The 25,365-nt window shown below is 45.1% G+C and carries 22 protein-coding genes; 10 read left to right on the forward strand and 12 right to left on the reverse strand.

The annotated features are described in order from the left end of the window. Positions 1-52 precede the first annotated feature (52 nt). Positions 53-2,620, forward strand: a complete 2,568-nt coding sequence (gene plsB, locus VXQ92_RS06620) for a glycerol-3-phosphate 1-O-acyltransferase PlsB (RefSeq protein WP_416680896.1) — start codon at positions 53-55, stop codon at positions 2,618-2,620. A gap of 236 nt (positions 2,621-2,856) precedes the next feature. Here the strand turns inward: plsB and VXQ92_RS06625 are convergent, their stop codons facing one another. Then, entirely contained in the window at positions 2,857-3,672 is an 816-nt protein-coding gene (locus VXQ92_RS06625; protein ID WP_416680897.1) for an NAD(P)H-binding protein, read from the reverse strand. A 33-nt stretch (positions 3,673-3,705) separates the two neighbouring features. Between VXQ92_RS06625 and recG the strand changes: the two genes are divergently transcribed. Both recG and VXQ92_RS06635 read left to right on the forward strand, forming a co-directional pair. After that, on the forward strand, positions 3,706-5,751 hold the full coding sequence (gene recG / locus VXQ92_RS06630) for an ATP-dependent DNA helicase RecG (RefSeq protein WP_416680898.1): 2,046 nt from the start codon (positions 3,706-3,708) through the stop codon (positions 5,749-5,751). Further along, entirely contained in the window at positions 5,738-6,373 is a 636-nt protein-coding gene (locus tag VXQ92_RS06635; RefSeq protein WP_064094534.1) for a ComF family protein, read from the forward strand. Before recG ends, VXQ92_RS06635 begins: the two co-directional genes overlap by 14 nt. Before the next feature lie 4 nt (positions 6,374-6,377). Here VXQ92_RS06635 and VXQ92_RS06640 read toward each other — a convergent pair whose 3' ends face one another. Continuing rightward, entirely contained in the window at positions 6,378-6,779 is a 402-nt protein-coding gene (locus tag VXQ92_RS06640; protein ID WP_064094535.1) for an NUDIX hydrolase, read from the reverse strand. 32 nt (positions 6,780-6,811) lie between these two features. Then, complete coding sequence (locus VXQ92_RS06645) at positions 6,812-7,402, reverse strand: TIGR00730 family Rossman fold protein (RefSeq protein WP_416680953.1); 591 nt, start codon at positions 7,400-7,402, stop codon at positions 6,812-6,814. Positions 7,403-7,554: 152 nt separating this feature from the next. On the opposite strand from VXQ92_RS06645, the gene VXQ92_RS06650 reads away from it, so the two are divergent. Next, a complete protein-coding gene (locus tag VXQ92_RS06650; protein WP_064094537.1) occupies positions 7,555-8,568 on the forward strand; it encodes a magnesium and cobalt transport protein CorA in 1,014 nt (337 codons plus the stop codon). A 111-nt stretch (positions 8,569-8,679) separates the two neighbouring features. On the opposite strand, the gene VXQ92_RS06655 is transcribed toward VXQ92_RS06650, so the two are convergent. From VXQ92_RS06655 to dxs, 8 genes are all read right to left on the reverse strand, one after another. After that, a complete protein-coding gene (locus tag VXQ92_RS06655) occupies positions 8,680-8,970 on the reverse strand; it encodes an STAS domain-containing protein (protein ID WP_416680899.1) in 291 nt (96 codons plus the stop codon). A 15-nt stretch (positions 8,971-8,985) separates the two neighbouring features. Continuing rightward, positions 8,986-9,612: an MlaC/ttg2D family ABC transporter substrate-binding protein gene (locus VXQ92_RS06660; protein ID WP_416680900.1), complete on the reverse strand. Its 627-nt coding sequence runs from the start codon at positions 9,610-9,612 to the stop codon at positions 8,986-8,988. 18 nt (positions 9,613-9,630) lie between these two features. Beyond that, positions 9,631-10,308 carry an outer membrane lipid asymmetry maintenance protein MlaD gene (locus VXQ92_RS06665; RefSeq protein WP_064094540.1) on the reverse strand — a complete coding sequence of 226 codons (678 nt, stop codon included), beginning with the start codon at positions 10,306-10,308 and terminating at the stop codon, positions 9,631-9,633. Then, positions 10,308-11,087, reverse strand: a complete 780-nt coding sequence (mlaE, locus tag VXQ92_RS06670) for a lipid asymmetry maintenance ABC transporter permease subunit MlaE (protein WP_005248230.1) — start codon at positions 11,085-11,087, stop codon at positions 10,308-10,310. The genes VXQ92_RS06665 and mlaE overlap by 1 nt, the downstream gene beginning before the upstream one ends. Further along, a complete protein-coding gene (locus tag VXQ92_RS06675) occupies positions 11,084-11,902 on the reverse strand; it encodes an ABC transporter ATP-binding protein (RefSeq protein WP_416680901.1) in 819 nt (272 codons plus the stop codon). Before VXQ92_RS06675 ends, mlaE begins: the two co-directional genes overlap by 4 nt. A 406-nt stretch (positions 11,903-12,308) precedes the next feature. Next, positions 12,309-14,186 carry a DEAD/DEAH box helicase gene (locus VXQ92_RS06680; RefSeq protein ID WP_416680902.1) on the reverse strand — a complete coding sequence of 626 codons (1,878 nt, stop codon included), beginning with the start codon at positions 14,184-14,186 and terminating at the stop codon, positions 12,309-12,311. A 550-nt stretch (positions 14,187-14,736) separates the two neighbouring features. Further along, complete coding sequence (locus tag VXQ92_RS06685) at positions 14,737-15,567, reverse strand: inositol monophosphatase family protein (protein ID WP_034608351.1); 831 nt, start codon at positions 15,565-15,567, stop codon at positions 14,737-14,739. A gap of 114 nt (positions 15,568-15,681) precedes the next feature. Next, a complete protein-coding gene (gene dxs, locus VXQ92_RS06690; protein WP_416680903.1) occupies positions 15,682-17,592 on the reverse strand; it encodes a 1-deoxy-D-xylulose-5-phosphate synthase in 1,911 nt (636 codons plus the stop codon). Positions 17,593-17,901: 309 nt separating this feature from the next. Here dxs and ribA point away from each other — a divergent pair, with 309 nt between their 5' ends. Next, on the forward strand, positions 17,902-18,504 hold the full coding sequence (gene ribA / locus VXQ92_RS06695; RefSeq protein ID WP_064094544.1) for a GTP cyclohydrolase II: 603 nt from the start codon (positions 17,902-17,904) through the stop codon (positions 18,502-18,504). 139 nt (positions 18,505-18,643) lie between these two features. On the opposite strand, the gene hemN is transcribed toward ribA, so the two are convergent. Beyond that, the gene (hemN, locus tag VXQ92_RS06700) at positions 18,644-20,017 is read right to left on the reverse strand and encodes an oxygen-independent coproporphyrinogen III oxidase (RefSeq protein ID WP_064095162.1); all 1,374 of its coding nucleotides are present in this window, start codon (positions 20,015-20,017) and stop codon (positions 18,644-18,646) included. A 236-nt stretch (positions 20,018-20,253) separates the two neighbouring features. On the opposite strand from hemN, the gene hemF reads away from it, so the two are divergent. The 5 genes from hemF to VXQ92_RS06725 all read left to right on the forward strand — a co-directional run bounded on the left by hemF (position 20,254) and on the right by VXQ92_RS06725 (position 25,220). Continuing rightward, positions 20,254-21,210 (forward strand): oxygen-dependent coproporphyrinogen oxidase, encoded by a 957-nt coding sequence (hemF, locus tag VXQ92_RS06705; protein ID WP_064094545.1) that lies wholly within the window; start codon positions 20,254-20,256, stop codon positions 21,208-21,210. Positions 21,211-21,345: 135 nt separating this feature from the next. Further along, on the forward strand, positions 21,346-21,552 hold the full coding sequence (locus tag VXQ92_RS06710; protein WP_191730974.1) for a hypothetical protein: 207 nt from the start codon (positions 21,346-21,348) through the stop codon (positions 21,550-21,552). Between the two features lie 99 nt (positions 21,553-21,651). Beyond that, entirely contained in the window at positions 21,652-22,440 is a 789-nt protein-coding gene (gene aroE, locus VXQ92_RS06715; protein ID WP_064095163.1) for a shikimate dehydrogenase, read from the forward strand. A 398-nt stretch (positions 22,441-22,838) separates the two neighbouring features. Further along, positions 22,839-24,662 (forward strand): acyl-CoA dehydrogenase C-terminal domain-containing protein, encoded by a 1,824-nt coding sequence (locus VXQ92_RS06720; RefSeq protein WP_064094547.1) that lies wholly within the window; start codon positions 22,839-22,841, stop codon positions 24,660-24,662. 348 nt (positions 24,663-25,010) lie between these two features. Continuing rightward, positions 25,011-25,220: a cold-shock protein gene (locus VXQ92_RS06725; RefSeq protein ID WP_004281542.1), complete on the forward strand. Its 210-nt coding sequence runs from the start codon at positions 25,011-25,013 to the stop codon at positions 25,218-25,220. Positions 25,221-25,365: the final 145 nt, after the last annotated feature.

Raw genomic sequence — 25,365 nt, forward strand, 5'->3', positions numbered from 1 at the left:
ATAAATCCCCTCAGAAGTCCTGTGGTTTTGGTCAGTAAAATTAGGAGCAGCTATGTCCAAGAATGGCTTTGGTCAAATGTATCGCAAGCTTTCAAGTAAGCTACTTGATCTTGTGGTTACCCCTCATGTTCTTGGGGAAGTACCAAGTGAAGTGACAGCACCTGAACCTGATCAGACTGCAACAGAATCGCGAAAGCTGGTCTGCTACGTTTTACAGAACCATTCGCGTAGTAATGCGCTGGTCGTCGATGCAGAAACCCGCCGTTTAAAGTTGCCAGCTGCGCTCGATCCAATGCAACTGGGCAATAGTAAGGAAAAAGCTTCGCTGCTGTTTTTACAGCATCATGATGAAAATAACCTGCTCAGCTCACCGCCGCATGCGTTTCCGCCGCGCCTGTTACGCCTGATTGAAATCCTGGAACAACATCCTGAACTAGATGTGGAATTGGTACCAGTCACGGTGCTTTGGGGACGTGAACCTGAAAAAGAAGATTCCTGGTTCAAACTGCTATTTACCGATACCTGGTCTACGCCAAGCCGGGTCAAGCAACTGGTCAATATCGGTCTGCATGGCCGTCAGTCTTATTTAGAATTCCATGAACCCCAGTCTTTACGTGCCATGATTGAGCATGCCAAAAAAACGCATCCAAATTCAGCACCAGCGACTTATATTGTTAGCACTTTAAATGATTATCTGGATGGGCAGCGCGAAGTGATTCTCGGGCCGGATCTGTCCGATCGCCGTAATGTCATGCACGGTTTAATCAAATCGCCAGATGTACAGGCTGCGATTCGCAATGACAGTATTCGCAGTAAAATCTCGATGCTGGAATCTGAACGTCGTGCCATTGGTTATCTGAACGAAATCGTTTCCGATTATTCTCATTCGACTGTACGTTTTGCCGACAAAGCCCTGACCCGCTTATGGACCCAGCTTTATGACGGCGTGGAAGTCCATAATTTCAGTACTGTGCGTGAACTGGCCAAGGATTATGAAATTGTCTATACCCCCTGTCACCGCAGTCATATTGACTATCTGTTATTGTCTTATGTGATCTATCGCCGTGGTTTGATGGTGCCGTACATCGCAGCGGGCGACAACCTGAATATGCCTTTTGTGGGCCAGATTTTACGCGGTGGCGGTGCCTTCTTTATCCGTCGTACCTTCCGCGGCAACGCGCTCTATACCACGGTCTTTAAAGAATATCTGTATAGCGTCCTGTCACGTAATACCCCGCTGGAATACTTTATTGAAGGTGGCCGTTCACGTACCGGTCGTTTGCTACCGCCAAAAACCGGGATGCTGGCAATGACCGTGCATGGTCATTTACGTGGCAAGTCCAAACCGATTGTATTTGTACCGACCTATATCGGCTATGAACGCCTAATGGAAGGTGGTACCTATGTCGGTGAAATGAGTGGTAAACCAAAAGAAGCCGAGTCTATTTTTGGTATTTTGAAAACCCTGCGCAAGATTGAACGCATTTTTGGCAAGGTGCACCTGAACTTCGGTAAACCGGTATTTCTGGATGATATCCTGAAACAGCATGGTGCAGAAAATATCAAGATCGAAAAGAACGATGATCCGGTTCCACAAGCGGTTTCTGACGCGGTGAATAGCTCTGCACAGGCTATTCTGGAAAATATTAACAGTGCAGTCGTGATCAATCCGGTATCGTTATTATCTTTAATCTTGCTGGCCACGCCAAAACATACGCTGGATGAAGAAATCTGTATCAAACAGCTGGATACTTATCGCACCTTGCTCACCGCTCTGCCTTATGATGAACGCATGCAGGTTACACCGCTGTCAGGCAAAGAAATAATTGCCTATGCGATGAAGCTGAAACTGATCAAACGGGTGAAGCATGTACTGGGCGATATTATTGCGATTGAAGATAATCAGGCGGTTCTGCTGACCTATTTCCGTAATAATATTGTGCATACTTTTATATTGCCATCCCTGATTGCAGCCCTGACTGAACATAACGGCACCATCCGCCGTCATGATGTGGTCAATATCAGCAGCACCCTATATCCTTTCCTCAAAGCTGAGCTATTTTTAAAATGGCATGAAGATGAGATTCAGGATCAGGTCAATGCCCATATTGATAACCTGATTTCTTCAAAACTGATCACGCAAGATGGCGAAAACCTGATTGCACCTGCACCGAATACTGAAGCGCATCATCAGCTCGAAGTTCTGGCTGCCCCAGTGACCCAAAGTCTGGAGCGTTATTACATGACTTTGGCACTGATTACCCAGCGTGATTCAGGCAATATTTCAACCCGTCAGGTGGAAGAGCTGAGCTATTTAGTTGGTCAGCGTCTGTCTGTACTATACGAGTTCAATTCGCCTGAATTCTTCGATAAAGCCCTGTTCCAGAGCTTCATTAAAGTATTAACCCAGAAAGGTTATCTGTGTACCAATGAAGACAATGCGATTGTCTTTGATGAACAGCTAACCAATGTAGCGAAATATGCCGATCTGGTATTGGACGAAGTGAAATTGCAGATGCTGCATCACATTACCGCCTTTACCGATGAAGAACTTAAAGAAGCCCTGGATGCAGTTGCGGCTGAACAAGCCAAGAAACGTGCGAAGCGGAAAAAGAAGTAAGATTAAATAAAAAAGAGAGGCTAAGGCCTCTCTTTTTTATTTAAGAATTTATAAGAAGTGAAAACTGAGAAGCTAATGCCATTATTTAAATATAGCATTCCCTCTCCTGAGCGAGTTTTAAAGCACGGCTTTTAAAACGAAGCGCAAGTGAGGATTAGGGAGAGGTGGTTCTAGATAAAATCCTCCCCTAACCCTCCTTTGAAAAGGAGGGGGATTCTTCCCTTTTTAAAGGGAGGTTAGAAGGGATTATTTTTCCTCATCAACTCCAAATAATCCTCATAACAGTCCAGATGTTTTAATTCAAATCCCATTTTTTGCATTCGGGTCGCATAAAGCTTTTTACCCGTGACCTGCTCACTTTCCACCTTAAGCAAAGGAAGCCCTATCTGCTGTTGGAACCATTGCAATATTTCATGCAATAATTTTGGATCGTTGTTGGTCACAATATAAGAAGTTTCAGGATGTTCCACGTGAATCATCTGTGATAAGAAACGTGATAAATCTTCAATATGAATCCGATTGGACCAGTGCAGATTCGGATAACTCGTCATCGAGGCAGCCATTTTTTGTAAGCGTTCTACCGATGCTCCATAAATCCCACTTGGACGAATGATCGTACATTGCTCAGGATAAGCAGCGAAATAAGCCTGCTCCATCTGCTGTAAGATTGTGCCCTGAGCATCAATTGGGTAAATTTCAGTTTCGTCATCTACGATTTCACCGGCATCTTGCCCATACACTCGTGTCGATGACACCACCACAATCCGTTTCACCGGATGCTGTTTCAAGGCAGCCACAATAGGTTGAACCGAATCCAGATAAGTCTGCTGATAACCTTCAACCGTACTTTGTTTTGGACTAAGTAATACATAGACCCAGTCAATTGGAGTAACTGCAGTTAAATCCAGTTGATGCACATCCTGAATCAGATGAGTTGCGAATGAATCTGTTTTGGGACTCTGGCTAATTGTGCTAATTTGATGACCTTGCTCAAATAGTTGTTTAGCCACACGTCGGGATGTTTTACCATAACCGATAAATAAAATATGCATTGAGCACCGAATCACAAATCTGGTTGAGGGGACATGGCTGCAGTCCATCAGTTACAAGGCGTTGGCAATGCCGCCGCTGCATTACTCGAAAAACTAAATATCTTCAATACTGATGATTTGCTTTTTCATCTACCACGTGACTATGAAGACCGTAGCACGATCATTCCTATGAATCAATTGAGCGTGGGACGCAGCTATCTGCTGGAAGGCATCGTCAAAGGCGTGGATTTCCCCCCTGGCAAACGCAAATCCATGGCTGTGCTGCTGGATGATGATTTTGGCAAAGTCACTTTACGTTTTTATCATATTTATAAAGGCATTACCGACCGCTGCAAACTGGGTAACCGTTTAAGAATTTTTGGTGAAGTGCGGGTTGGTGCGCGCGGTCTGGAAATGTATCATCCCGAACTGCAAGTCATTACTGAGGACACACCTTTACCTCAAACCCAGCTCACGGCAATTTATCCGGCGACTGAAGGCCTGACCCAGCCAAAAATACGGGATTATATTCAGCAGGCCTTGGCCCAATACAGCGATCATCTGCCTGAACTACTGCCAGCAAAATTTAGCAATGGTTATGCGCTGAAACAGGCACTGGAATATATCCATCACCCGCCAGTCAACGCCAATATGCTGCAACTGGCACAAGGCTCACATCCTGCACAGCAGCGCCTGATCTTTGAAGAACTGGTAGCGCATCAGATCAGTTTATTGACACGTCGGGCCTTTATTCAGCAGGTCGAAGCGCCTTCATTTGCGCCAAGTCAGACCTATGCCAAACGGTTACTGGCCAGTCTGGCTTTTGAAATGACCGGTGCGCAAAAACGTGTATCCAGAGAAATTGCACAGGATTTAAGAACCAATAAACCAATGTTGCGTCTGGTTCAGGGCGATGTCGGTGCGGGTAAAACACTGGTGGCCGGTGTGGCTGCCTGCCATGCACTGGAAGAAGGCTGGCAAGTGGCGTTGATGGCACCGACCGAGATTCTGGCCGAGCAGCATTATCTGAACTTTAAACGCTGGCTTGAGCCTTTGGGCTTAAATGTGGCCTGGCTTTCCGGTAAACAAAAAGGTAAAGCTCGCGCAGCAGCAGAACAGCTGATTCGGGATGGCAGCGCTCATCTGGTCATCGGGACTCATGCCCTGTTTCAGGAAAATGTCGAGTTTGCCAAACTGGGTCTGGTGATTATTGATGAACAGCATCGCTTTGGTGTAGATCAGCGCCTTGCTCTCAGAAATAAAGGGCTAGATGGTATGTCACCGCATCAACTGGTGATGACAGCGACTCCGATTCCACGCACACTGGCCATGTCTGCCTATGGTGATCTGGATACCTCTGTGATTGATGAGCTGCCGCCGGGCCGTACCCCGATTCAGACCGTGACCATTCCATTAGACCGGCGCGAAGAAGTCTTGCAACGGATTGCCAGCAACTGTGCTGAAGGCAAGCAGGCCTACTGGGTGTGTACACTGGTAGAACAGTCCGAAACTTTAGATGCCCAAGCTGCAGAAGCCACTTTCGCTGAAATTCGCGAGCGCTTTCCTGCGCTGAATATCGGACTGGTACATGGCAAGATGAAAGCCGATGAAAAACAGGCGGTAATGCAGCAGTTTAAAAATAATGAATTACAGCTGCTGATTGCTACCACCGTGATTGAAGTCGGCGTCGATGTACCCAATGCCTCCATTATGGTGATTGAAAATGCTGAACGTCTGGGCTTATCTCAACTGCATCAGCTACGTGGTCGGGTCGGTCGTGGCGCCAAAGCCAGCTTCTGTGCCCTACTGTATAAACATCCGCTGTCGCAAAATGGTCAGGAACGTTTAAGAATCATGCGCGAAACCAATGATGGTTTCATGATTGCCGAGAAAGACCTGGAATTGCGTGGCCCAGGTGAACTGCTTGGAACCAAGCAGACTGGCGACATGAATTTCCGTGTGGCCAAACTGGAACGTGATGATCACCTGCTCAATCAGGCACATTATGTGGCCCAGCAGATGCTCAAGGATTATCCTGATCAGGCCGAAGCATTATTGCAACGCTGGCTACCGGAAGCACCGCGCTATGCCTATGTTTAAATTACTGCAACACGGAAAATCCTGGCTCACCCGCTTACAGCCCTGTCAGCTCTGCCTGACCGATTATCAGTCCATTCATTCAGTCTGTGAAGATTGCTGGCGACAATTACCCTGGGCACATCAAACCATTCAACGGCAGGAAATGCAGTTCCAGATTGCCTGCGACTATGCCTATCCGATGGATCGTTTGATTCAACTGTTTAAATATGAACAGAAACTGCATTTGCAAAATTTACTGGCAGGTGCGCTGTTAAGTTTAGACCTGCCTAAAGTCAGTGCGATAGTACCGATGCCGATCTCGAATGAGCGTCTGGCCGAGCGCGGTTATAATCAATCTCTGGTACTGGCCAAACATGTGGCAAAACAGTTGAATGCACCCATCTGGCAACCTGTTCGACGACTAAAACAACACTCGCAAAAGGGCCTAAGCCGGCTGGAGCGAATTGAAGATATCCAGTCACAATTCCAGATCAGCACCATTTCCAAGCTGCGGTATCGTCGGGTGCTGATTATCGATGATGTCGTCACGACTGGCAGCTCGATCCGGGCACTCAGCCAAACACTTGAACAACTGGGTTGTCAAAAAATTTATGCGGCCTGTCTGGCCGGTGCGGGAATCTGAACATTTACGCCTGAGCAAGTAACTGTGACTTCACCCATGGAATGACAATTTCAGTGGTCAAGGGTGCCAGCAAGACCTGCTTTTCGTCCAGATCTATCCATTTCATTTCAGCAATTTCCGCTTCAATTTTTGGTGCCTGATCCAGTCTTACCCAATAGACATAACTCACCAGTTGATGATCAGGCTCATTGGCTGTTGCCGTTTCAAAACGTCCAATGAATTGCTGAATGTGTGCTTGGGCGCCAATTTCTTCCTGAATTTCACGTAACATCGTTGCTTCTGGTGCTTCATTTGGCTCCAGCTTGCCACCAACCTGCATAAAGCAGGACGTTCCTTTCTTGCGAACCACAAGCAGTTGCTGCGCTTCATTTAAAATAATGGCTGCAGCCACTGTAATTATCTTCATCTCTGGTTTATGACTTTATGCTAGGGGGCAGCTTATTTTACAAGATCGGTCTGATCGCTCCTACCCCATTTAGGCTCAGGTGGCTGATAAGTTTCGAATTGACGTAAAATTTTTTCCAGATCATCGCTGACAATTAAAGCATCACTAAAACGTGCCTTGGTAAATCCTTTCTCGGTGGTCATGTAGATAAATTTAAGCAAGTCATCGTAGAAACCATCAACATTTAGAAAAGCACAAGGCTTTTTATGAATTCCCAGTTGCGCCCAGGTCCACTGTTCAAAAATTTCTTCCAGCGTTCCCGCACCACCCGGAATGGCAATAAACCCTTGAGCCAGTTCTGACATTCGGGTTTTACGCTCGTGCATATTCTCCACCACAAATAACTTGGTAATATGCGGATGTGCCAGTTCACGATTCACCAGTTGCCTCGGAATTACCCCAATCACCTTGCCACCGGCGGCCAAAACACTATCAGCGATAATTCCCATCAAGCCAGAACGACCACCACCATATACCAGCGTCTGATGCCTGGCGGCCAAGGTTTGACCCACCTTTTTAGCAATCTGGGCATAAAGAGGATCCGAGCCTAGGGCTGAACCACAAAAAATTGCGATAGAATTCATCATTTCATCCTCTAATTGACGGTATATTGTACGTAATCGCTTCCAGCGCGTTTTTTCCAAAAATAACCACTTAATATCAGTGTTTTTATTCAATTCCTTGTCTAAAATACACCCATTCCAATTCACATACTGCGCCAGGGAGAAAAGACAGCATGCTTGAAGCCTTTTACGCCACAGAGCGCGGTAGCTTAGAAGATATCACGATTAATGGTGATTTCGACTTACATCCAGATTTAGTGTGGCTTGACCTGATTGCACCTTCACAAGAAGAGCAGCAATGGATTCTAGATGCCTATGGACAAAACTTACCGACTTTAAAATCGCTAGAAGATATTTCCTCCAGTGCCCGATTTTACCGTGATGATGACGGAATTTTGCACATCAGCACATATTTCTTAACCAAAAATAAAAACTATCAGGTCGAGAACGAAAATGAAGATGAGTCCAGTATGCTGGCCACGGTACAGACTGTGGCATTTATTCTGCATAAGGATCGTCTGTTTACCTTGCGCGGTGAAAAGCTGGTGGCTTTTCGTGCCTTTCGTGCCCGGGCACGCCGCAATGATTATGACATCGATTATAAAGATCCGACCTGGATTTTATTGGGTCTGCTCGAAGCCAAGCTGGATGAACTGGCCGACATCCTGGAAGATGTCCATAAAGATTTAGAAAAATATTCAACCGAAGTATTGAATAACCGTCATCGTGAGCAAATTCTCGATCTGGATGACATGATTACCCGGCTGGCGCAACTGGAAGATATGCTGGGTAAAGCGCAACTCTGTCTGATCGATTTACGGCGTGTTCTGACCTTCCTGGCGCGTCCACGCGCTTTAGGGAGTCATATTTATGATGCAGATATCCGGGAGCTCAGTGAAGATGTCCGCTCTTTGGTGGAGCATGATGCCTTCCTGTTCCAGAAAGTGCGCTTCCTGCTCGATACTACATCAGGATTCATTAACACCGAACAGAATGATACCATTCGCCGCTTCTCTATTCTGCCAAGTATGCTTGCGCCACCGATGCTGATTGCCAGTATTTATGGGATGAATACCGATGTATTGCCCTTTGCTAAAGGCTCCATGAGTTTCATTATGGTCAGTATTATTTTGATCGGCTTTCTGATCGGACCATTAATTTACTTTAGATGGAAGAAATGGATTTGAGCGGGCTTTAAAGCCCTGCTTTTAAGTCGAAGCTCAAGGAGTACCCCTCATCTGATCCATGCCTATTTGAAGAGCAATAAAAAAGCACCGAAAGGTGCTTTTTTATTGCTTCTACTGAATGATTTTTAGATCATCCTGGAGATGGCTGGCCTGAATGATATTCATCATCTTCGGTGGAACAGCTTTAAACTGCAGGCCTTGTGCTTGAGGCGTCTGACGCAACCAACGCACCAATACTGCCAGAGCCAAGGTACTGCCACTTTCAAGCCCGGCCAGATTAACCACTAGCGGAAACTTGTTCTGTGACTGAATCACACGCAGGCCCTGTAGGTAATAGTCCTGCGCATTAGCATAGTCAATCTTGCCTGACACCTGCAATTCCTGATCCTTGAATACAATCACGGCTCACCTATCTGATTATTTCTTTTCAATTGCGGCTTCTGCATCTGGTTTAAAGTTGGCAATCGCTGTATCTATATTACCGCCATTACGTTTGACTGTCGCAGCAAACTGGTTACGGAACTGCAAACCAAGATCAATACCAGATACGTTGATGTTACGGATTTTCCACTGTGAACCTTTATCCACCAACTGGAACGCTACCGGTATTTTCTCGCCCTTGTTATTGAAATCAATGGTCACCACAGGGTTTTTGCTGTTGCTGGCTTTGTATGGACGCATGCTGTAAGTCTGATTGCTATATTTCGCAAATGCCGAACCATAGTTTTCAATCAGGGTTTCACGGAAATTCTTTTCAAACTGGGCACGCTGTGCTGGAGTACTTTGTTGCACATAAGTGCCCATGACTGTACGCACAAAAGCTTGTGAATCAATATATGGATCCAGATTTTGACGTACAATGGTTTTGACCAAGGCTGGATTACTCTGTAATTTGCTATGATCAGCCTGTAAACGTTTAACCAAATTATCCGCCACTTGTTTAATAAACTCAGGAGGCGTTTGGCTTGGAGCTGCAAACACTGTACCAGCAACCACGGTGGAAAGAATGCTTGCTGCAAGCGTTTGTTTTACTAAAGTCTTCACTGATATCTCCTCAATCTATTATTCAACGAATGCAGGTTCTGCATCGGTCGATCCTGAAACTGTCGCCTGTTCTGGGGCAGCTTCTTGACTATCCGAAGACTTACCGGCACCGCCAGTAATAAACTTCGTGACTAAATCTTCAATTTCCATGGTGCCTTGGGTATTAGCAATCTGATCACCGCGTTGCAAATAGTTCAGACCCCCACCTGGAATAATTTTCAGGTATTTTTCACCCAGCAATCCATTGGTTGCTACCATAATATAAGCATCTTCATCAATATTAGTGATGGATTTCATGTTAGCTAAGAGTTGTTTTTCCATGTCTTTTTGTTGTGCCGGAGTAGCCGCTGTATAGTCTGAACTATAACGCAACTCTTCCAGCGCATTTTGCTGAACCTGCTTTAGCTGTTCGGCATTAAACGAGGTCAACGAGCCATCCAGCGTCATATGTACGGTCGCCAGACGAGTGACAGGATCCAAGGTAATCTGGTCCACCTGTCCTACTTTTACACCACTTAATGCCACTTTGGCGCGCGGCTTGATCCCATTCACGTTTTCAAAAGTTGCCGTCATTTCATAGCTGTCGGAAATATTGTTCCCAACCAGACCACTGACTCGCATTGCCAGGAAAAATAAGGCAATACCAAACAAAATAACAAAAACACCAACGGCCAGCTCACTAGTACGTGATTTCATTAAACACCTCCGAACATGACCGCAGTCAACACAAAGTCAAAGCCTAAAACGCACAGTGAAGAATATACGACTGTACGGGTTGTAGAAGTTGCAATACCTTCCGAGGTCGGGACACAAGCATAACCTTGGTATACCGCAATCCAGGTACAAATTAATGCAAATACAAAACTTTTAATGATGGTGCCATTCAAGACATCTTTGTAGAATTGCACGCTGCTTTCCATGCCGCTCCAATACGCGCCTTCGTCGGCTCCCAGAAAGTCCACACCGACCATCTTACCGCCCATAATGCCGACTGCAGCAAAGATAACCGAAAGCATGGGCAAGCTGAAAATCCCTGCCCAAAGACGCGGCGAAATTACACGCTTTAATGGATCCACCCCGATCATTTCCATACTGGACAGCTGTTCGGTGGCTTTCATCAGACCAATTTCTGCGGTCAAGGCTGAACCGGCACGTCCAGCAAACAGCAAAGCTGCAACCACTGGCGCCAGCTCACGCAGCAAAGTCAGGGCAACTGCTGTTCCCAGCATCGACTCACTGCCAAAGGTCGACAAGATGCTAAACATCTGCAAACCAAGAACGGCTCCAATAAACAGGCCAGACACCACAATAATCAGCAGGGACAACACCCCGACCCGGTACATCTGATAAACAAACAGTTTCACTCCAAGCCATGTCGGCATTGAAAATAAAATCTGCAACAGCATCAGGGTCGCGACCCCAATTCCCTGTACACGTTCAATAACGCGTCTACCTAATGCGGCAATTGCATTCATGAACGTACCTCATCACTTAAATAAGCCCGATGACTAAACTGATAATCCACTGGGCCTTCTACCGAACCGGTCAGGAATTGCTGTACAAAAGCAGACGGATGCGCCTTGAGTTCTGCCGGCGTACCTTCGCCCTGAATTTTGCCCTCTGCCACCACATAAATGTAGTCAGCAATGGATAGGGTTTCTGCGACATCATGCGAAACAATAATCGTGGTCAAGTCCAGTGCTTCACGCAAAGAGCGGATTAAACGGGTCAACACCCCCATCACAATCGGATCCTGCCCAGCAAAGGGTTCATCGTACATGATCAGCTCAGGATCCAGCGCGATTGCCCGGGCCAAAGCTACGCGTCGGTTCATACCGCCAGACAGTTCAGACGGCATCATCTGCTCTGCACCACGCAAACCAACTGATTCCAGTTTTAGTGCCACGATTTCTTTAATCAAATGCTCTGGCAGTTTGGTATGGGCCCGAATTGGAAACGCGACATTTTCATACACGCTCATATCGGTAAACAAAGCACCACTCTGAAATAGCATACCCATCCGTGCACGTGCTGAAAAAAGTTCGGAACGTGACATCGAGGCAATATCTTTGCCATCCAATAAGACCTGCCCATGCTCAGGCGTCAGCTGCCCACCGATCAATCTTAATAAGGTAGTTTTACCAGTTCCGGATGGCCCCATAATGGCGGTAATCTGCCCACGACGAATATTTAAACTCACGTCGTCATAAATCACGCGCTCGCCTCGTTTGAAGCTCAAATTCTTGACTTCAATCAAAGACAGAGTATCTCGCGCTGTTTGATTTTTCATAGCTGAGTTTATTCCTACATTTTTTCAGCATGCATACTATAAAGGAACGAAGTTCAAAATGTTAGCAGTTGAAAAAGGTGGGTGAATATCATAAAAAGATGACAACAATTGATTATTTCGTGTTTTTTATAATAAAAATATGTACTTAGGCTTGAAATGACTAGATTGATTAATTAAAAACACTGTATAAATAATAGATAATATTACATAAAATCAAAGTCAATGCGATATATGGCATATGCACCTCTATCAATTGAGATCAAGCAGCTAAACTTTTCATATTAATAATTATCATAACCCTGACTAAACATGAATTAGTAGACATTTTACGTTAAAAAGCAAAAAACTCAATGCATAAAAAAACCGGTATTTCTACCGGTTTTTTTATCTTCATCTAGCGACTCTATTAGTCGTTAAATTTACGACGTGGACGATCTTCACCACCGAACGAACGTTCACCACGTGGTTTGTCATCAAAGTTGCGACGTACTGGACGATCACCAAAATCACGTTTTGGACGGTCATCACCGAATGAACGCGCTGGACGATCACCGAAACCACCTTCACGACGTGGAGCAGGACGATCACCAAAATCACGTTTTGGACGATCACCATAACCGCCTTCACGAGCTGGCTTGTAATCTACACGGTTGCCACGGTTGTCATCATTAGAGCGAGGACGGTCACCAAAACCACCTTCACGACGTGGCGCTGGACGATCACCGAAGTCACGCTTTGGACGGTCATCAAACGAACGTTGTGGACGGTCGCCAAAACCACCTTCACGACGTGGCGCTGGACGGTCACCAAAGTCACGCTTTGGACGGTCATCAAACGAACGTTGTGGACGATCACCGAAACCGCCTTCACGACGTGGCGCTGGACGATCACCGAAGTCACGACGTGGACGATCTTCGCCAAATGCCGGACGTTCGCCACGTGGTTTGTCATCGAAGCTACGACGTGGACGATCATCACCGCCTTCACGACGTTTGAAGTTGCTTTCGCCTTCAAAACGACGACCACCGCCAAAACCACCACGACCGCCATCACGACGACCGCCGCCATCACGACCACGACCACGACCGCCGCCATCACGACTACCGCGTGCAGGAGGTGGAGATGGCTCAAGACCTTCAATTTCAGATACGTTCAGACGCGCATCAAGGAAGTCTTCCAAAGCACGGATTTTACCGCGTTCACGGTAAGTCGCCAAAGTAATTGCTTTACCAGTACGACCCGCACGACCTGTACGACCGATACGGTGTACATAGTCTTCGTTCTTCATTGGAAGACCGAAGTTGATTACGTGTGAAATAGTTGGTACGTCAAGACCACGTGCCGCAACGTCAGTTGCAACCAAGATCTTCGCACGACCTTCACGAATGCTACGTAAACGACGGTTACGAACCGTTTGTGGCATAGCACCATGAAGCGCTACAACTGATAAACCTGCTTCAGCAAGCTCTTCAGCCAACATATCTGTGTCTTCTTGAGTTGACGCAAATACAACTGCTTGATCAACGTCTTCTTCGTTTAACCAGTGAGTCAGTAATTTTTTCTTGTGTTCGAAACCGTCAGTCCAATGCAAAGTCTGAGTAATATCAGTATTTGTAGAGTGACCTGTTTCGATCGAAATACGCATTGGATCATTCATCATGCGTTCAGCAAGTGTAATGATACGTGGTGCAAACGTCGCAGAGAACATAAGAGTCTGTTTGCGGTTTGCAGCCAACTCACCAATTGCTTCCAAGTCTTCAGAGAAGCCCAGGTCAAGCATACGGTCAGCTTCATCGACGATTAACGCGTCAACTTTATCCAATTTGATTTGACGACGATTCACCAAGTCAAGTAAACGACCTGGAGTTGCAACAACAACTTGCGCGCCTTTTAACTGTTGAATTTGCTTACCAAAAGGCATACCGCCCATGATTGCTGCAATACGAACACCTTTCATATGACGTACAAGCGCAATTGCGTCTTGACACACCTGTTGTGCCAATTCACGAGTCGGTGAAATCACCAAAATATTCGGTTGAGTAACCGCTTTCATACGGTCTTTAAACGGTACTAATGTATCTTGGTTTGCCAACGCATTTAACGTAGGCAGTAAGAATGCAGCAGTTTTACCAGAACCTGTTTGGCTTGATACAAGAAGGTCTTTACCTTCAAGTGCAGCTGGAATCGCTTGTTCTTGTACAGGAGTAGGAGTAGTAAAGCCTAAAGCGTCGAGAGCCTGGGTTAGAGATTCATCGAGGGAAAAATCAGCAAAAGTTTTGCTCATAGAGAGTATTCACCCTGAAATGGGTGCTCCATTTAATAAATAACAATTATGGACATCGGCAAAAAGCGGCACAGCAAATAATGCTGAAAATATTAGGATTCAGCAGCGATCCGAGTAACGACGATGTGGATATAACGCACGCATGATTACGGCCGCAAACCTGAAGGAATCGCTTAAGCGATTGGGGCGCGAAGGATATGTCCTCTCTATGGACAGCACGCGCATACAATGATTAGAAGATAGTGTTCAGGTAAAGAACAGAAATTAAGTGCGTGGCGAAATTATAGCAGAATAATCAACAATGTCATTAAGTTTTAAAACTAATTTGCTCTGTCTATAATTTATATATTAATTTCATACACTTAAATATGAATAAAAAATGTAACAACCGGTATAAAAAGGCAGTTTTCGCCAATTCACTTGATATTTCCAATATTCATATCATGTTAGAAATATACTCTACCTCCCTTCTTAACTATTTTACTGCTCTAAAAAAGGCATCCCGAAGGATGCCTTTTCTGAAAATTAGATATATTTCATCTAAACCCGATTATTTTGCTGCTTCACCCCAAGCAGGAACAACTGCTTGCATTAAAGGTTTAAGCATTTTCATTGAACAAGCCAAAACTTGACCATTTTCCATAGAGTCGCTACCACCACGTGCATCAACTACAGTACCGCCTGCTTCTTTCACGATCAATTCGCCCGCTGCGATATCCCAAGGTTTTAAACCAAGTTCGAAGTAAGCATCAAAACGGCCTGCAGCAACATAGGCTAAATCCAATGCCGCAGAACCTGAACGACGATATTGCGCGCCAGCTTCAGTCACGTTTAACAAACTTTGAAAATGGTTCTTGGCATAAGATACAACTTCGCCATTACGTTTAGCACGGTAAGCGTGACCAACAGCCATAAAGGTATTTTCCAGGCTGTCTTTGACATTCACACGAATACGACGCTGGTTCATCATGGCACCACGACCACGACTGGCAGAGAATAGCTCATCTTTCACCGGGTCATAAATCACCCCGTGTTGAGTAATGCCTTTGTGCTGAACTGCGATAGAGATACAGAAATGCGGGAAACCGTTAATGAAGTTTAAAGTACCATCCAGTGGATCGATCACCCAACACCAATCGGCGTCGTGACCATTACCTTCCTGATAGCCAAACTCTTCACCAAGGAAACTGTGATTTTTATAGCTTTTACGTAGGGTATCGATGGTCAACTGCTCCAAATAACGATCTACACGCGTTACTGGACCATCAATTCCTTTTTCTTCGACTTGTAGATCGAGTTTATGACGATTCTGATGCGCTTTTAAAAGCTCTTGACCAACTAACTGAGCCGCACGCGCAGCCATCACCACCATAGGTTCCATTGAACACCCACTACAAATTTGAAGACACTGATAAAGAATAATGCATAAAAGCCCCGATATCTTAGCAAATATCAGGGCTTTTTTGGGAAAAATGTGTCTAAAATTTTTAAGAACTTATGACAAAACACTTTGCCCTAAGCTGGACCAAGCCTGATTGATCGATTTTTCAATGCCTTGCGCATCTAGGCCAGCCTGTTGCAACATCTGGGTATGGGTCGCTTGCGCCATGAATGTATCATCCAGACCCAGATTCAGGAGTGGTTTAACAATCTGTGCTTCTGCCAGATATTCATTCACTGCACTGCCGGCGCCGCCCATCACTGCATGTTCTTCCACCGTAACAAACAGACTGGTCGTCAATGCCAGATCGTCCAGCATTTGGGTATCTAGCGGTTTGACAAAACGCATGTTGATTACCCGCACACCAATTTCATGTTTCATGGCAAATGCTTCAGCAGCGTCGACTGCAGCCTGTACCCGGCTACCAAATGCCAGCACAGAAATATATTCATCATACTGCCCGTTAAAACTAGCTACGATTTCTGACTGACCGATCGGAATCTCCATCATTTTTTGCTGGATCTCGACGCCCAGTCCATTGCCACGCGGATAACGTACGGCTGCAGGTCCTGGATACAAATACGCAGTATGCAGCATTTGACGGCATTCATTTTCGTCTTTCGGCGCCATAATCACGATATTCGGGATAGTACGCATATAGGCATAATCATATGCACCGGCATGCGTCGGCCCATCTTCACCGACCAGACCGGCACGATCAATACCAAAAGTGACATCCAGATTCTGCAAGGCTACGTCGTGTACCAGCTGGTCATAACCGCGTTGCAGGAAAGTCGAGTAAATTGCAACCACCGGCTTCAAGCCTTCACAAGCCATACCGGCAGCCAAGGTAACTGCATGCTGTTCGGCAATCGCGACATCAAAGAAACGTTCCGGATATTCTTTGGCAAATTTGACCATGCCTGAGCCTTCGCACATCGCAGGTGTGATTGCGAGCAAACGTGCATCTTGTGCCGCTTCATCGCAAAGCCATTGTCCAAATACATCCGAATATTTCGGTGCAGTATTGCTGGCGGCAACAGCATTGAGTTTACTAATCGCGTGATATTTGATTTGATCTGATTCTGCCGGAGCAAAGCCTTTGCCTTTCTTGGTATAGATATGAATCAGGCGGGGGCCTTTACGTTTTTTCAGCGCATTAAAGACATGCACCAGCTGTTTGACATCGTGACCGTCATAAGGACCAAAATAATCAAAGCCAATGGCTTTAAACAGGTTGTCTGCTGCATCGGTTGCTGCACTGTGTAATCGCGAGTTATACAGCCACTCCGGATGCGGCTGTACATAAGCCTCTCCCTCTTCAGTCACGTTGATAAATTCACCACGCTCCCAAATTGCGGCTAAATGCTTGGCAAAACCACCAGTACTGCAAGAAATCGACATATCATTATCGTTCAGCACCACCATCAGATCCGCCTGATGTGCTACCGCATCATTCATGGCTTCAAAAGCCATACCTGCCGTCATGGCACCATCACCAATGATCGACACCACCTCACATGGCTTGTTTTGATAACGGCGCGCTAGAGCCATGCCAAGACCGGCAGAAATCGCAGTAGACGAGTGGCCTACCCCAAAAGTATCAAATTCAGATTCTTCACGTGCCGGAAAGGCTGCCAGACCATCTTTAGCACGAATGGTGGTGAGCTGTTCACGACGACCTGTCAATGCTTTATGCGGATAGGCTTGATGACCGACATCCCAGATCAGGCGGTCATGCGGCGTATTAAAGCAATAATGTAAGGCCACGGTGAGTTCAATTACACCAAGGTTGGCACCAAAATGTCCGCCACTTTGCCCGGCAGCATACAAAATGAATTGACGTAACTCATCTGCCACTTGTTCTAGCTGGCTTTGCTCGAGTGCACGCAGTTGCTCAGGATGATTGATCGCATCAAGCAACGGTGTTACAGGGCGTTGAGTTGGGATTTCTGTATACAGCATATTATGGCAAAGCCTTCTAAAGCCTGGCAAATCTAAAGCTAGGTCAATGGGGAGTACCCGATCATATAGCTGAATTGTAGCAGCTTCAATTCAGCTACGCTTCTAGCGATGCAATATTAAACAATGATCTCGTCGGGGTGAAAAAATCGCAGCCTACGATTATCCTGAATAATCTTACTATTTATCAACTATTATCGTTCGCTTTCTACAAAAAAGAAAATCTAATGCAGAATTTCGACTTTGCAATTCTACCAATGTTCAATCATTACGCTATACTTTAGCTAATTTCAGGATTTAACGGGTTCAGCTGTGCCAATCGAGTTTGTCGCAACGTCAAGATTACCTACCGCTCACGGTGAATTTAAAATTACTGTATTTCAAGACCCTAAGACCGGTGAAGAGCATGTCGCACTGTCTAAAGGACTTGAGGAAGTATCAGATGAACCTGTGGTGGTCCGTGTACATTCTGAATGTTTAACCGGTGATGCCTTTGCTTCACTCAAATGCGACTGTGGCCCGCAATTACAAGCAACTTTAAAACTGATCAATGAATTGGGCCGCGGAGCTATTCTGTATTTGCGTCAGGAAGGGCGTGGTATTGGCCTGACCAATAAAATTCGTGCTTACGCCCTGCAGGATCAAGGCCATGACACCGTAGATGCCAACCTGATGCTGAACCTGCCGGCGGATGCACGCCAATATGATATGTGTAGCATTATGCTGGATCATTTACAGATAAAATCGGTACGTCTCGTGACCAACAACCCTTCAAAAATAGAAGCCTTAAAAGCACAAGGCATTAATGTAGTCGATCGTGTCCCGCTAACAGTAGGCTTAAACCCGTTTAATGAACAATACCTTAAGACCAAGCACGAACGCATGGCACATCTTTATAAAAAGGATGATTTTTAATATTTTTAAACCCTGTCCTACCTTATTTTAACTGAATCCTTCCAAACCTCCCTTTCTTGCGCTTCGACTTAAAGCCATGTTTAAGTCTGGCTCAGGGAGGCTTTCTCTCTCTTTCTTAAAAATGGGGTTTAGGAGGAGATTAAATCGTCATCGAGAAAATCCGACTTTCTGGCATCCGTCGCTTTAAACGTAAATCAAAAGCCATACAAATATTGCGTACAAATGGTTTCCCTTTCTCCAGAATTGTGACTGACGAGTCTGAAAATTCAATTAAACCATCCTGTGCCATTTCCTCAAGCTGTTCCAAAACCTCATCAATTTCAGGAAAAAGCATCTCGGAATTTTCCCATGAGGTGCTAAAGCTGCACATCAAATTTAGAATATGTTGCCGGATGATCAGATCTTCCTGGTTTAAGACATGTCCTTTAAATACCGGAATTTCATTGCGCGCCAGGCATTCATAATATTCTTCAATGGTTTTCACATTCTGCGCAAAGCTGTACCAGCTATCGCTGATTGAAGAAATCCCGAGTCCAATCATCACCTGGGTTTTAGAGGCTGTGTATCCCATAAAGTTGCGATGCAATGTTCCAGCTTGAAAGGACTGGTACATCGCATCTTTTTCTAAGGCAAAATGATCCATGCCGATTTCATGATAACCATGTGCCAGAAGTTTCTTTTTACCCGCTTCATAGCATTCCCGTTTGATCGCATCTTTGGGTACATCGGCATCTTTAAAACCGCGCTGACCATTGCCTTTAATCCAGGGCACATGTGCATAGCTATATAAAGCCAGACGGTCCGGCAAAAGCGAATTGGTTTGCTCAATAGTATTTAAGACATCATCCAGACTCTGAAATGGCAGACCAAACACCAGATCATGAGAAATCGATTCATAGCCAATTTCTCTTGCCCATTCGGTTACCTGTTTAACATTTTCATACGGCTGAATCCGGTGAATCGCCTTTTGCACGGTTTCATTATAATCTTGCACCCCATAACTGACCCGACGAAAACCAAGGTCATACAATCCTTGCAAATGCTCACGCGTGGTATTATTAGGATGGCCTTCAAAACTGAATTCATGTACAGGCGCTACGTCGGCTTTGGCCAGAATGCCTTGAATCAGTTGAGCCAGATGCGCCATTGAAAAAAATGTCGGTGTTCCCCCACCCAAATGAATCTCTTTAATTATGGGCTTTTCTTGTAATAGCTCACAATATAAATCCCATTCTTTCAGCACTGCCTGAATATAAGGCTGTTCAACTTCATGGCGTTTGGTCACACGCTTATGACACCCACAGAAGGTACACAGACTTTCACAAAATGGCAGGTGGATATACAAGCTAATGCCTTCACTTTGATTGGATTCCGCAAAAGACTTTTTTAGCGTTTGCTTCCATTGTTCCAGCGAGAAATTCTGCTCTTCCCAATACGGAACCGTGGGATAACTGGTATAGCGCGGACCGGGAACATTATATTTTTGAATCAGGGAATTGACCTGTACCGACATGACACCCACCTTTACCATCGAAAAATGCTCAAGCCAATGAGCGCTTGCAAGTTATTGTGCTGAGCTTGAAAAAAGAATTCAACCTAGCCCTTTGGTCGGATTTAATGGTGCATTCTGTTTATGAATAGTGGAATGTAAGGTCTGGGCTGATGAATTGCATCACCAAATAGACCTTAATCTTTGACTGATTTTATGCTTTGATGTAATTAGTTTTTTATTTCCCTACGAGGGCTCTGATGCAGCATCCTACATCTACGGATATTCAACGCGTTCGTGAATTTCTCCTCGACTTGCAGGCACGGATTTGTGCGGCACTGGAGCAACAGGAACGTGCTGGCGGCGGTACGGCCGAATTTATTATTGATGACTGGGAGCGTCCAGAAGGTGGTGGCGGCCGTTCACGTGTTCTGCAAAACGGCACAGTCATTGAAAAAGGTGGGGTAATGTTCTCCCACATCAACATTTCCAAACTGCCCGCTTCTGCGACTGAACGCCATCCCAATATTGCCGGTGCCAAAGCGCAAGCAATGGGAGTATCACTAGTCATCCATCCCAAAAACCCGAATGTGCCCACCTCACATGCCAACGTGCGTTTATTTGTCGCAGAGAAAGAAGGTCAGGATCCGATCTGGTGGTTTGGTGGCGGTTTTGACCTGACCCCGTTTTATCCGAATGATGAAGATGTACTGTCTTGGCATCAAACGGCGCATGATCTGTGTGCTCCATTTGGTGCAGAAGTTTATCCTGAACATAAACAATGGTGTGATCACTATTTTTACCTGAAACATCGTGACGAGCAGCGCGGTGTGGGCGGCTTGTTTTTTGATGACCTGAATCAATGGGATTTTGAAACCTGTTTCCAGTATATGCAGGCTGTAGGCAATGGTTATTTGGAAGCCATTCTGCCAATTTTCCAGCGCAATCAGGATAAACCCTATACCGAAGCACAACGCGAATTCCAGTTATACCGTCGTGGTCGTTATGTAGAGTACAATCTGGTTTATGACCGCGGCACCCTGTTTGGTTTACAGACTGGCGGCCGGATTGAATCGATTCTGGTCAGCCTACCCCCGCTTACCGGATGGTCATATCGCCCGGAATGGGATGAAGGCTCACCCGAAAAACGCTTAACAGATTATTACCTAAAACCACACGACTGGTTAACAGAATTAAGATCCCAAGCAATGAAATGATACAAACAGCCCTCAAATGGAGGGCTTTTTTAATGGAAAGTTCCTCTATACTGTCGAATAGAAATATCTGATTTGATCGCAGCACCCTATCGCTACATCGATCAACTTCTATTTGATGTTTAGTGAGAAATAAAAATGCATAATCTTCAATTAAATCTACCTATATTGGCCTTTTGGCTTTTCCTTGCTCTCGCCATCAGTGCGATGAGTACCGCACTTTTGAGTCACAACCTGATTCTGGATGGCGCAGCTATTCTGGTGAGTATTCTGACTGGGGTTGGAGTCGTTTTTAGTATGGCGCTGATATTTGCGGAACATATTATGGAGATTTGCAGTTCCTAACATGCTGACAACCTAGCAGTAATTAAAGATTGCGCAGGCTTTAGTCCCTGCGCTTTTTCACGTATATTGATGGCCATTTCCGCACATGGACATTGTGAAATGAGCAAACAATTTGCCGTGATTGGTAACCCGATTGAACAGTCACGTTCTCCAGAATTGCATCACGCCTTTGCTGCTAAAACTGGAGTCGACCTGAGTTATACCAAGCGTCTGGCTCCACTGGATGGCTTTGAAGCCAATATTCAGGACTTCTTTAGTCAGGGTGGTAGTGGCCTGAATGTTACTGTCCCCTTCAAAGAGCAGGCTTTTATCCAATGTCAGGTGTTGAGTGAACGGGCCAAAATTGCCAAAGCCGTGAATACCCTATGGATGGAAAATGGGGTCCTGCATGGCGACAATACTGATGGTCAGGGCCTAGTCGAGGCGATCCGTGCTTTAGACTGGCCACTGGACAATACAGCTATCTTAATTATTGGCGCAGGCGGTGCCACGCGTGGCGTGATTTATCCCCTTGCGCAAGCGGGTGCGAAAAAAATCGTGATTGCCAATCGCACCTTGGCACGCGCGAAACAGCTGGTTGCTGATATTCAGAATGCCGTACCGCAAATCGAATTACAGGCAATTTCTCTGGATAATCTTAGCGGTGAATTTGATCTGGTGATTAACGCGACTTCTGCAAGCCTCAGCGGTGATACCCTTATTCTACCGGAAACGTTACAGTTTAAGAGGGCCTATGAAATGGCCTATGGTAAACCCTCTTCCTTTCTGGATCAGGCCAAGGCGCGCGGTGTTCCCACGTCAGAAGGCTTTGGAATGCTGGTCGGTCAGGCGATTGAATCTTTTTACATCTGGAATGGCATCAAGCCGGACTTAAAAGAGTTTCTTTAAAAGCCCTATCTATCCAATGAGTTCAGTTCGGGTTGTAACTATAGCCCGCAACTGAATTTCCTCTAACCGTCCAGAAGCTGAGACACCATGGATTGGTTCTAGTGACATTTTAGAAGCCGGCCTGTTTTAACTTAAATTTGAGCACAATTCATACAAAAGTATACTGGACATATCACCTTTTAATTTATTAAAGTCCAATGTGATAACAAGTTTTCAATCTTCCTGCAATATCTATACTAGTCATTAAAATTAACCGAGTTAATTGACTGGAATTAAAAATCGATTCGCTTTTCTGACATTTTTATTCACTGAATTCATCAATGTTTTTTTATCTCCAATGTGAATAATCAAAGAATCGATACAGATAATCCAAAACTATTTCAATCAGGATTAAACGCATGCCAGCATATAAAGCCCCTTTACACGACATTCGCTTCCTTATGAATGAAGTGCTTGACTACCCTGCGCACTACCAGAATTTGTCGAATGGTGAATATGCCGATGCCGACACAGTAGATATGATCTTAGAAGGTGCGGCAGATTTTTGTGAAAATGTACTGTCACCTTTGAACCAAAGCGGTGATGAAGAAGGCTGTCATTTTGAAAATGGCGAAGTAAAAACCCCGAAAGGCTTTAAGGAAGCTTACGAACAGTTCGTACAAGGTGGCTGGCAAGGTCTGTCTTATCCTGAAGAGTTTGGTGGCCAAAACCTGCCCATGTCTTTAAACCTGATCAAATCAGAAATGATGGGTACTGCGAACTGGTCATTCCAGATGTATCCGGGTTTAAGTGTGGGCTGTATCAATACTATTATCCAGTATGGTACCGATGAGCAGAAAAACACGTATCTGCCTCACCTGGTTGCAGGAACTTGGGCGGGCACCATGTGTCTGACTGAACCACAATGTGGTACGGATCTGGGTCAGGTAAAAACCAAGGCAGAGCCGAAAGAAGATGGCACTTATGCGATTTCAGGAACTAAGATTTTTATTTCCGCAGGTGAGCACGACCTCACTGAAAATATCGTACATATCGTACTGGCACGCCTTCCGGATGCACCGCAAGGCACCAAAGGTATTTCCCTGTTTATCGTACCGAAATTTATTGCTGCGGCAGATGGTGGGATCGGTGAGCGTAATCCAGTGAACTGCGGTTCGATTGAACACAAAATGGGGATTCGCGCTTCAGCAACGGCTGTACTGAATTTTGATAATGCGACTGGCTACCTGATTGGTGAACCGAATAAAGGCTTGCATGCCATGTTTACCTTTATGAACACGGCGCGTATTGGTACTGCAATTCAGGGCATCTGCCATGCTGAATTGTCATTCCAGGGTGCTTTACCGTATGCCAAAGAGCGTATGTCAATGCGTGCCCTGTCTGGCAAAAAAGATCCAGAAAAAGTAGCGGATGCAATCATTCATCATGCCGATGTACGCCGCATGCTGTTGACGCAAAAAGCCATTGCTGAAGGTGGCCGTGCCATGATTTATCATGCAGCACAAATTGCCGACAATATGAATGATGCTTTGCTGCGTGGCGATACCGCTGCCTTTGAACAGCATGATGATCATCTTGGTTTCTATACTCCTATCCTGAAAGGCTTCCTGACCGAAATGGGCTATGAAGCATCAAATCATGGTATGCAAGTCTTTGGTGGACATGGCTATATCAAAGAATGGGGCATGGAGCAGATCGTACGTGACTCACGCATTTCTACCCTGTACGAAGGTACTACAGGCGTTCAGGCACTGGATCTGATTGGCCGTAAAGTCCTGTTAACCTCGAAAGGTAAAGTGATTCGTGATTATACTGCTGAAATCCTGAAATTCTGCGGTCAGCATGCACGGAATAAATACATGCGCCGTTTTGCCTGGGATTTAACCAAGCTCTGTGCACAGTGGAATGCCTTAACCGTGCGTATTATGCTGGCAGCACGTAAGGACCGCGACATCGTGTCTTCTGCGTCAGTCGATTTCCTGATGTTCTCCGGTTATGTGATGATGGCCTACTTCTGGGCACAGCAAGCTGCAGTCGCTTCAGCCAAACTGGCATCTGGTGATGGTGCGGAAGTTCCAGAATTCTATAAAGCAAAAATCAAAACTGCTGATTTCTACTTTGAACGTATTCTGCCACGTACCCAAGGTCATGCAGAAGCGATGGTGAATCCGTCTAAAACCATGACGGCACTCGCGCCAGAACACTTTAGCTTCGATTACTAAGCTGTAAGTTGTCTCAAAAAGAGCGTTTCGGCGCTCTTTTTATTGACTCAAATATCTTTCTTTTAGCTTAAAAAACCTTTCTGGATATAAAATATACAAATTTAATTTTATATTTTTCAACATCCTAATAAATTAGCCAAATAAAACGCTTGTATATCTCAAAATAAGCGGTATGATAACCCCAACTAGAAAAATTCTTGTTTTGGTTAGTCTTCTTTTAAGTATCGCAGTTTTAGTCATAAACCTTCGTATTACAGATCAAAAAGCTCCATCCTTTTTATTTTTCAAAGTTACAGTTAGTCATCTGAAATTTTGGCTATAAATTCATACGATTCAATAGGTTATATTATGTCTAATACAGTTAACGGTACAGTAAAATGGTTCAACGAAACTAAAGGTTTCGGTTTCATTCAACAAGAATCAGGTCCAGACGTTTTTGCTCATTTCAGCGAAATCACTGGTTCAGGTTTCAAAACTTTAGTTGAAGGCCAAAAGGTTTCTTTCAGCGTAGCTCAAGGTCAAAAAGGCCCTACAGCTGTAAATATCGTTGCTCTATAATTTAGACGCAAGATATTGAAAAAAAGCACTCCTAGAGTGCTTTTTTTGTGCCTGAGATTCTTAAAGTCTGCTCTTCTCTTTTCCAAGATTACATCGGAGATCTGAAAATAGATAATCTCTAGGCTATAAATAATTCCTGATCTGG

The organism is Acinetobacter sp. 228 (genome assembly GCF_048147885.1).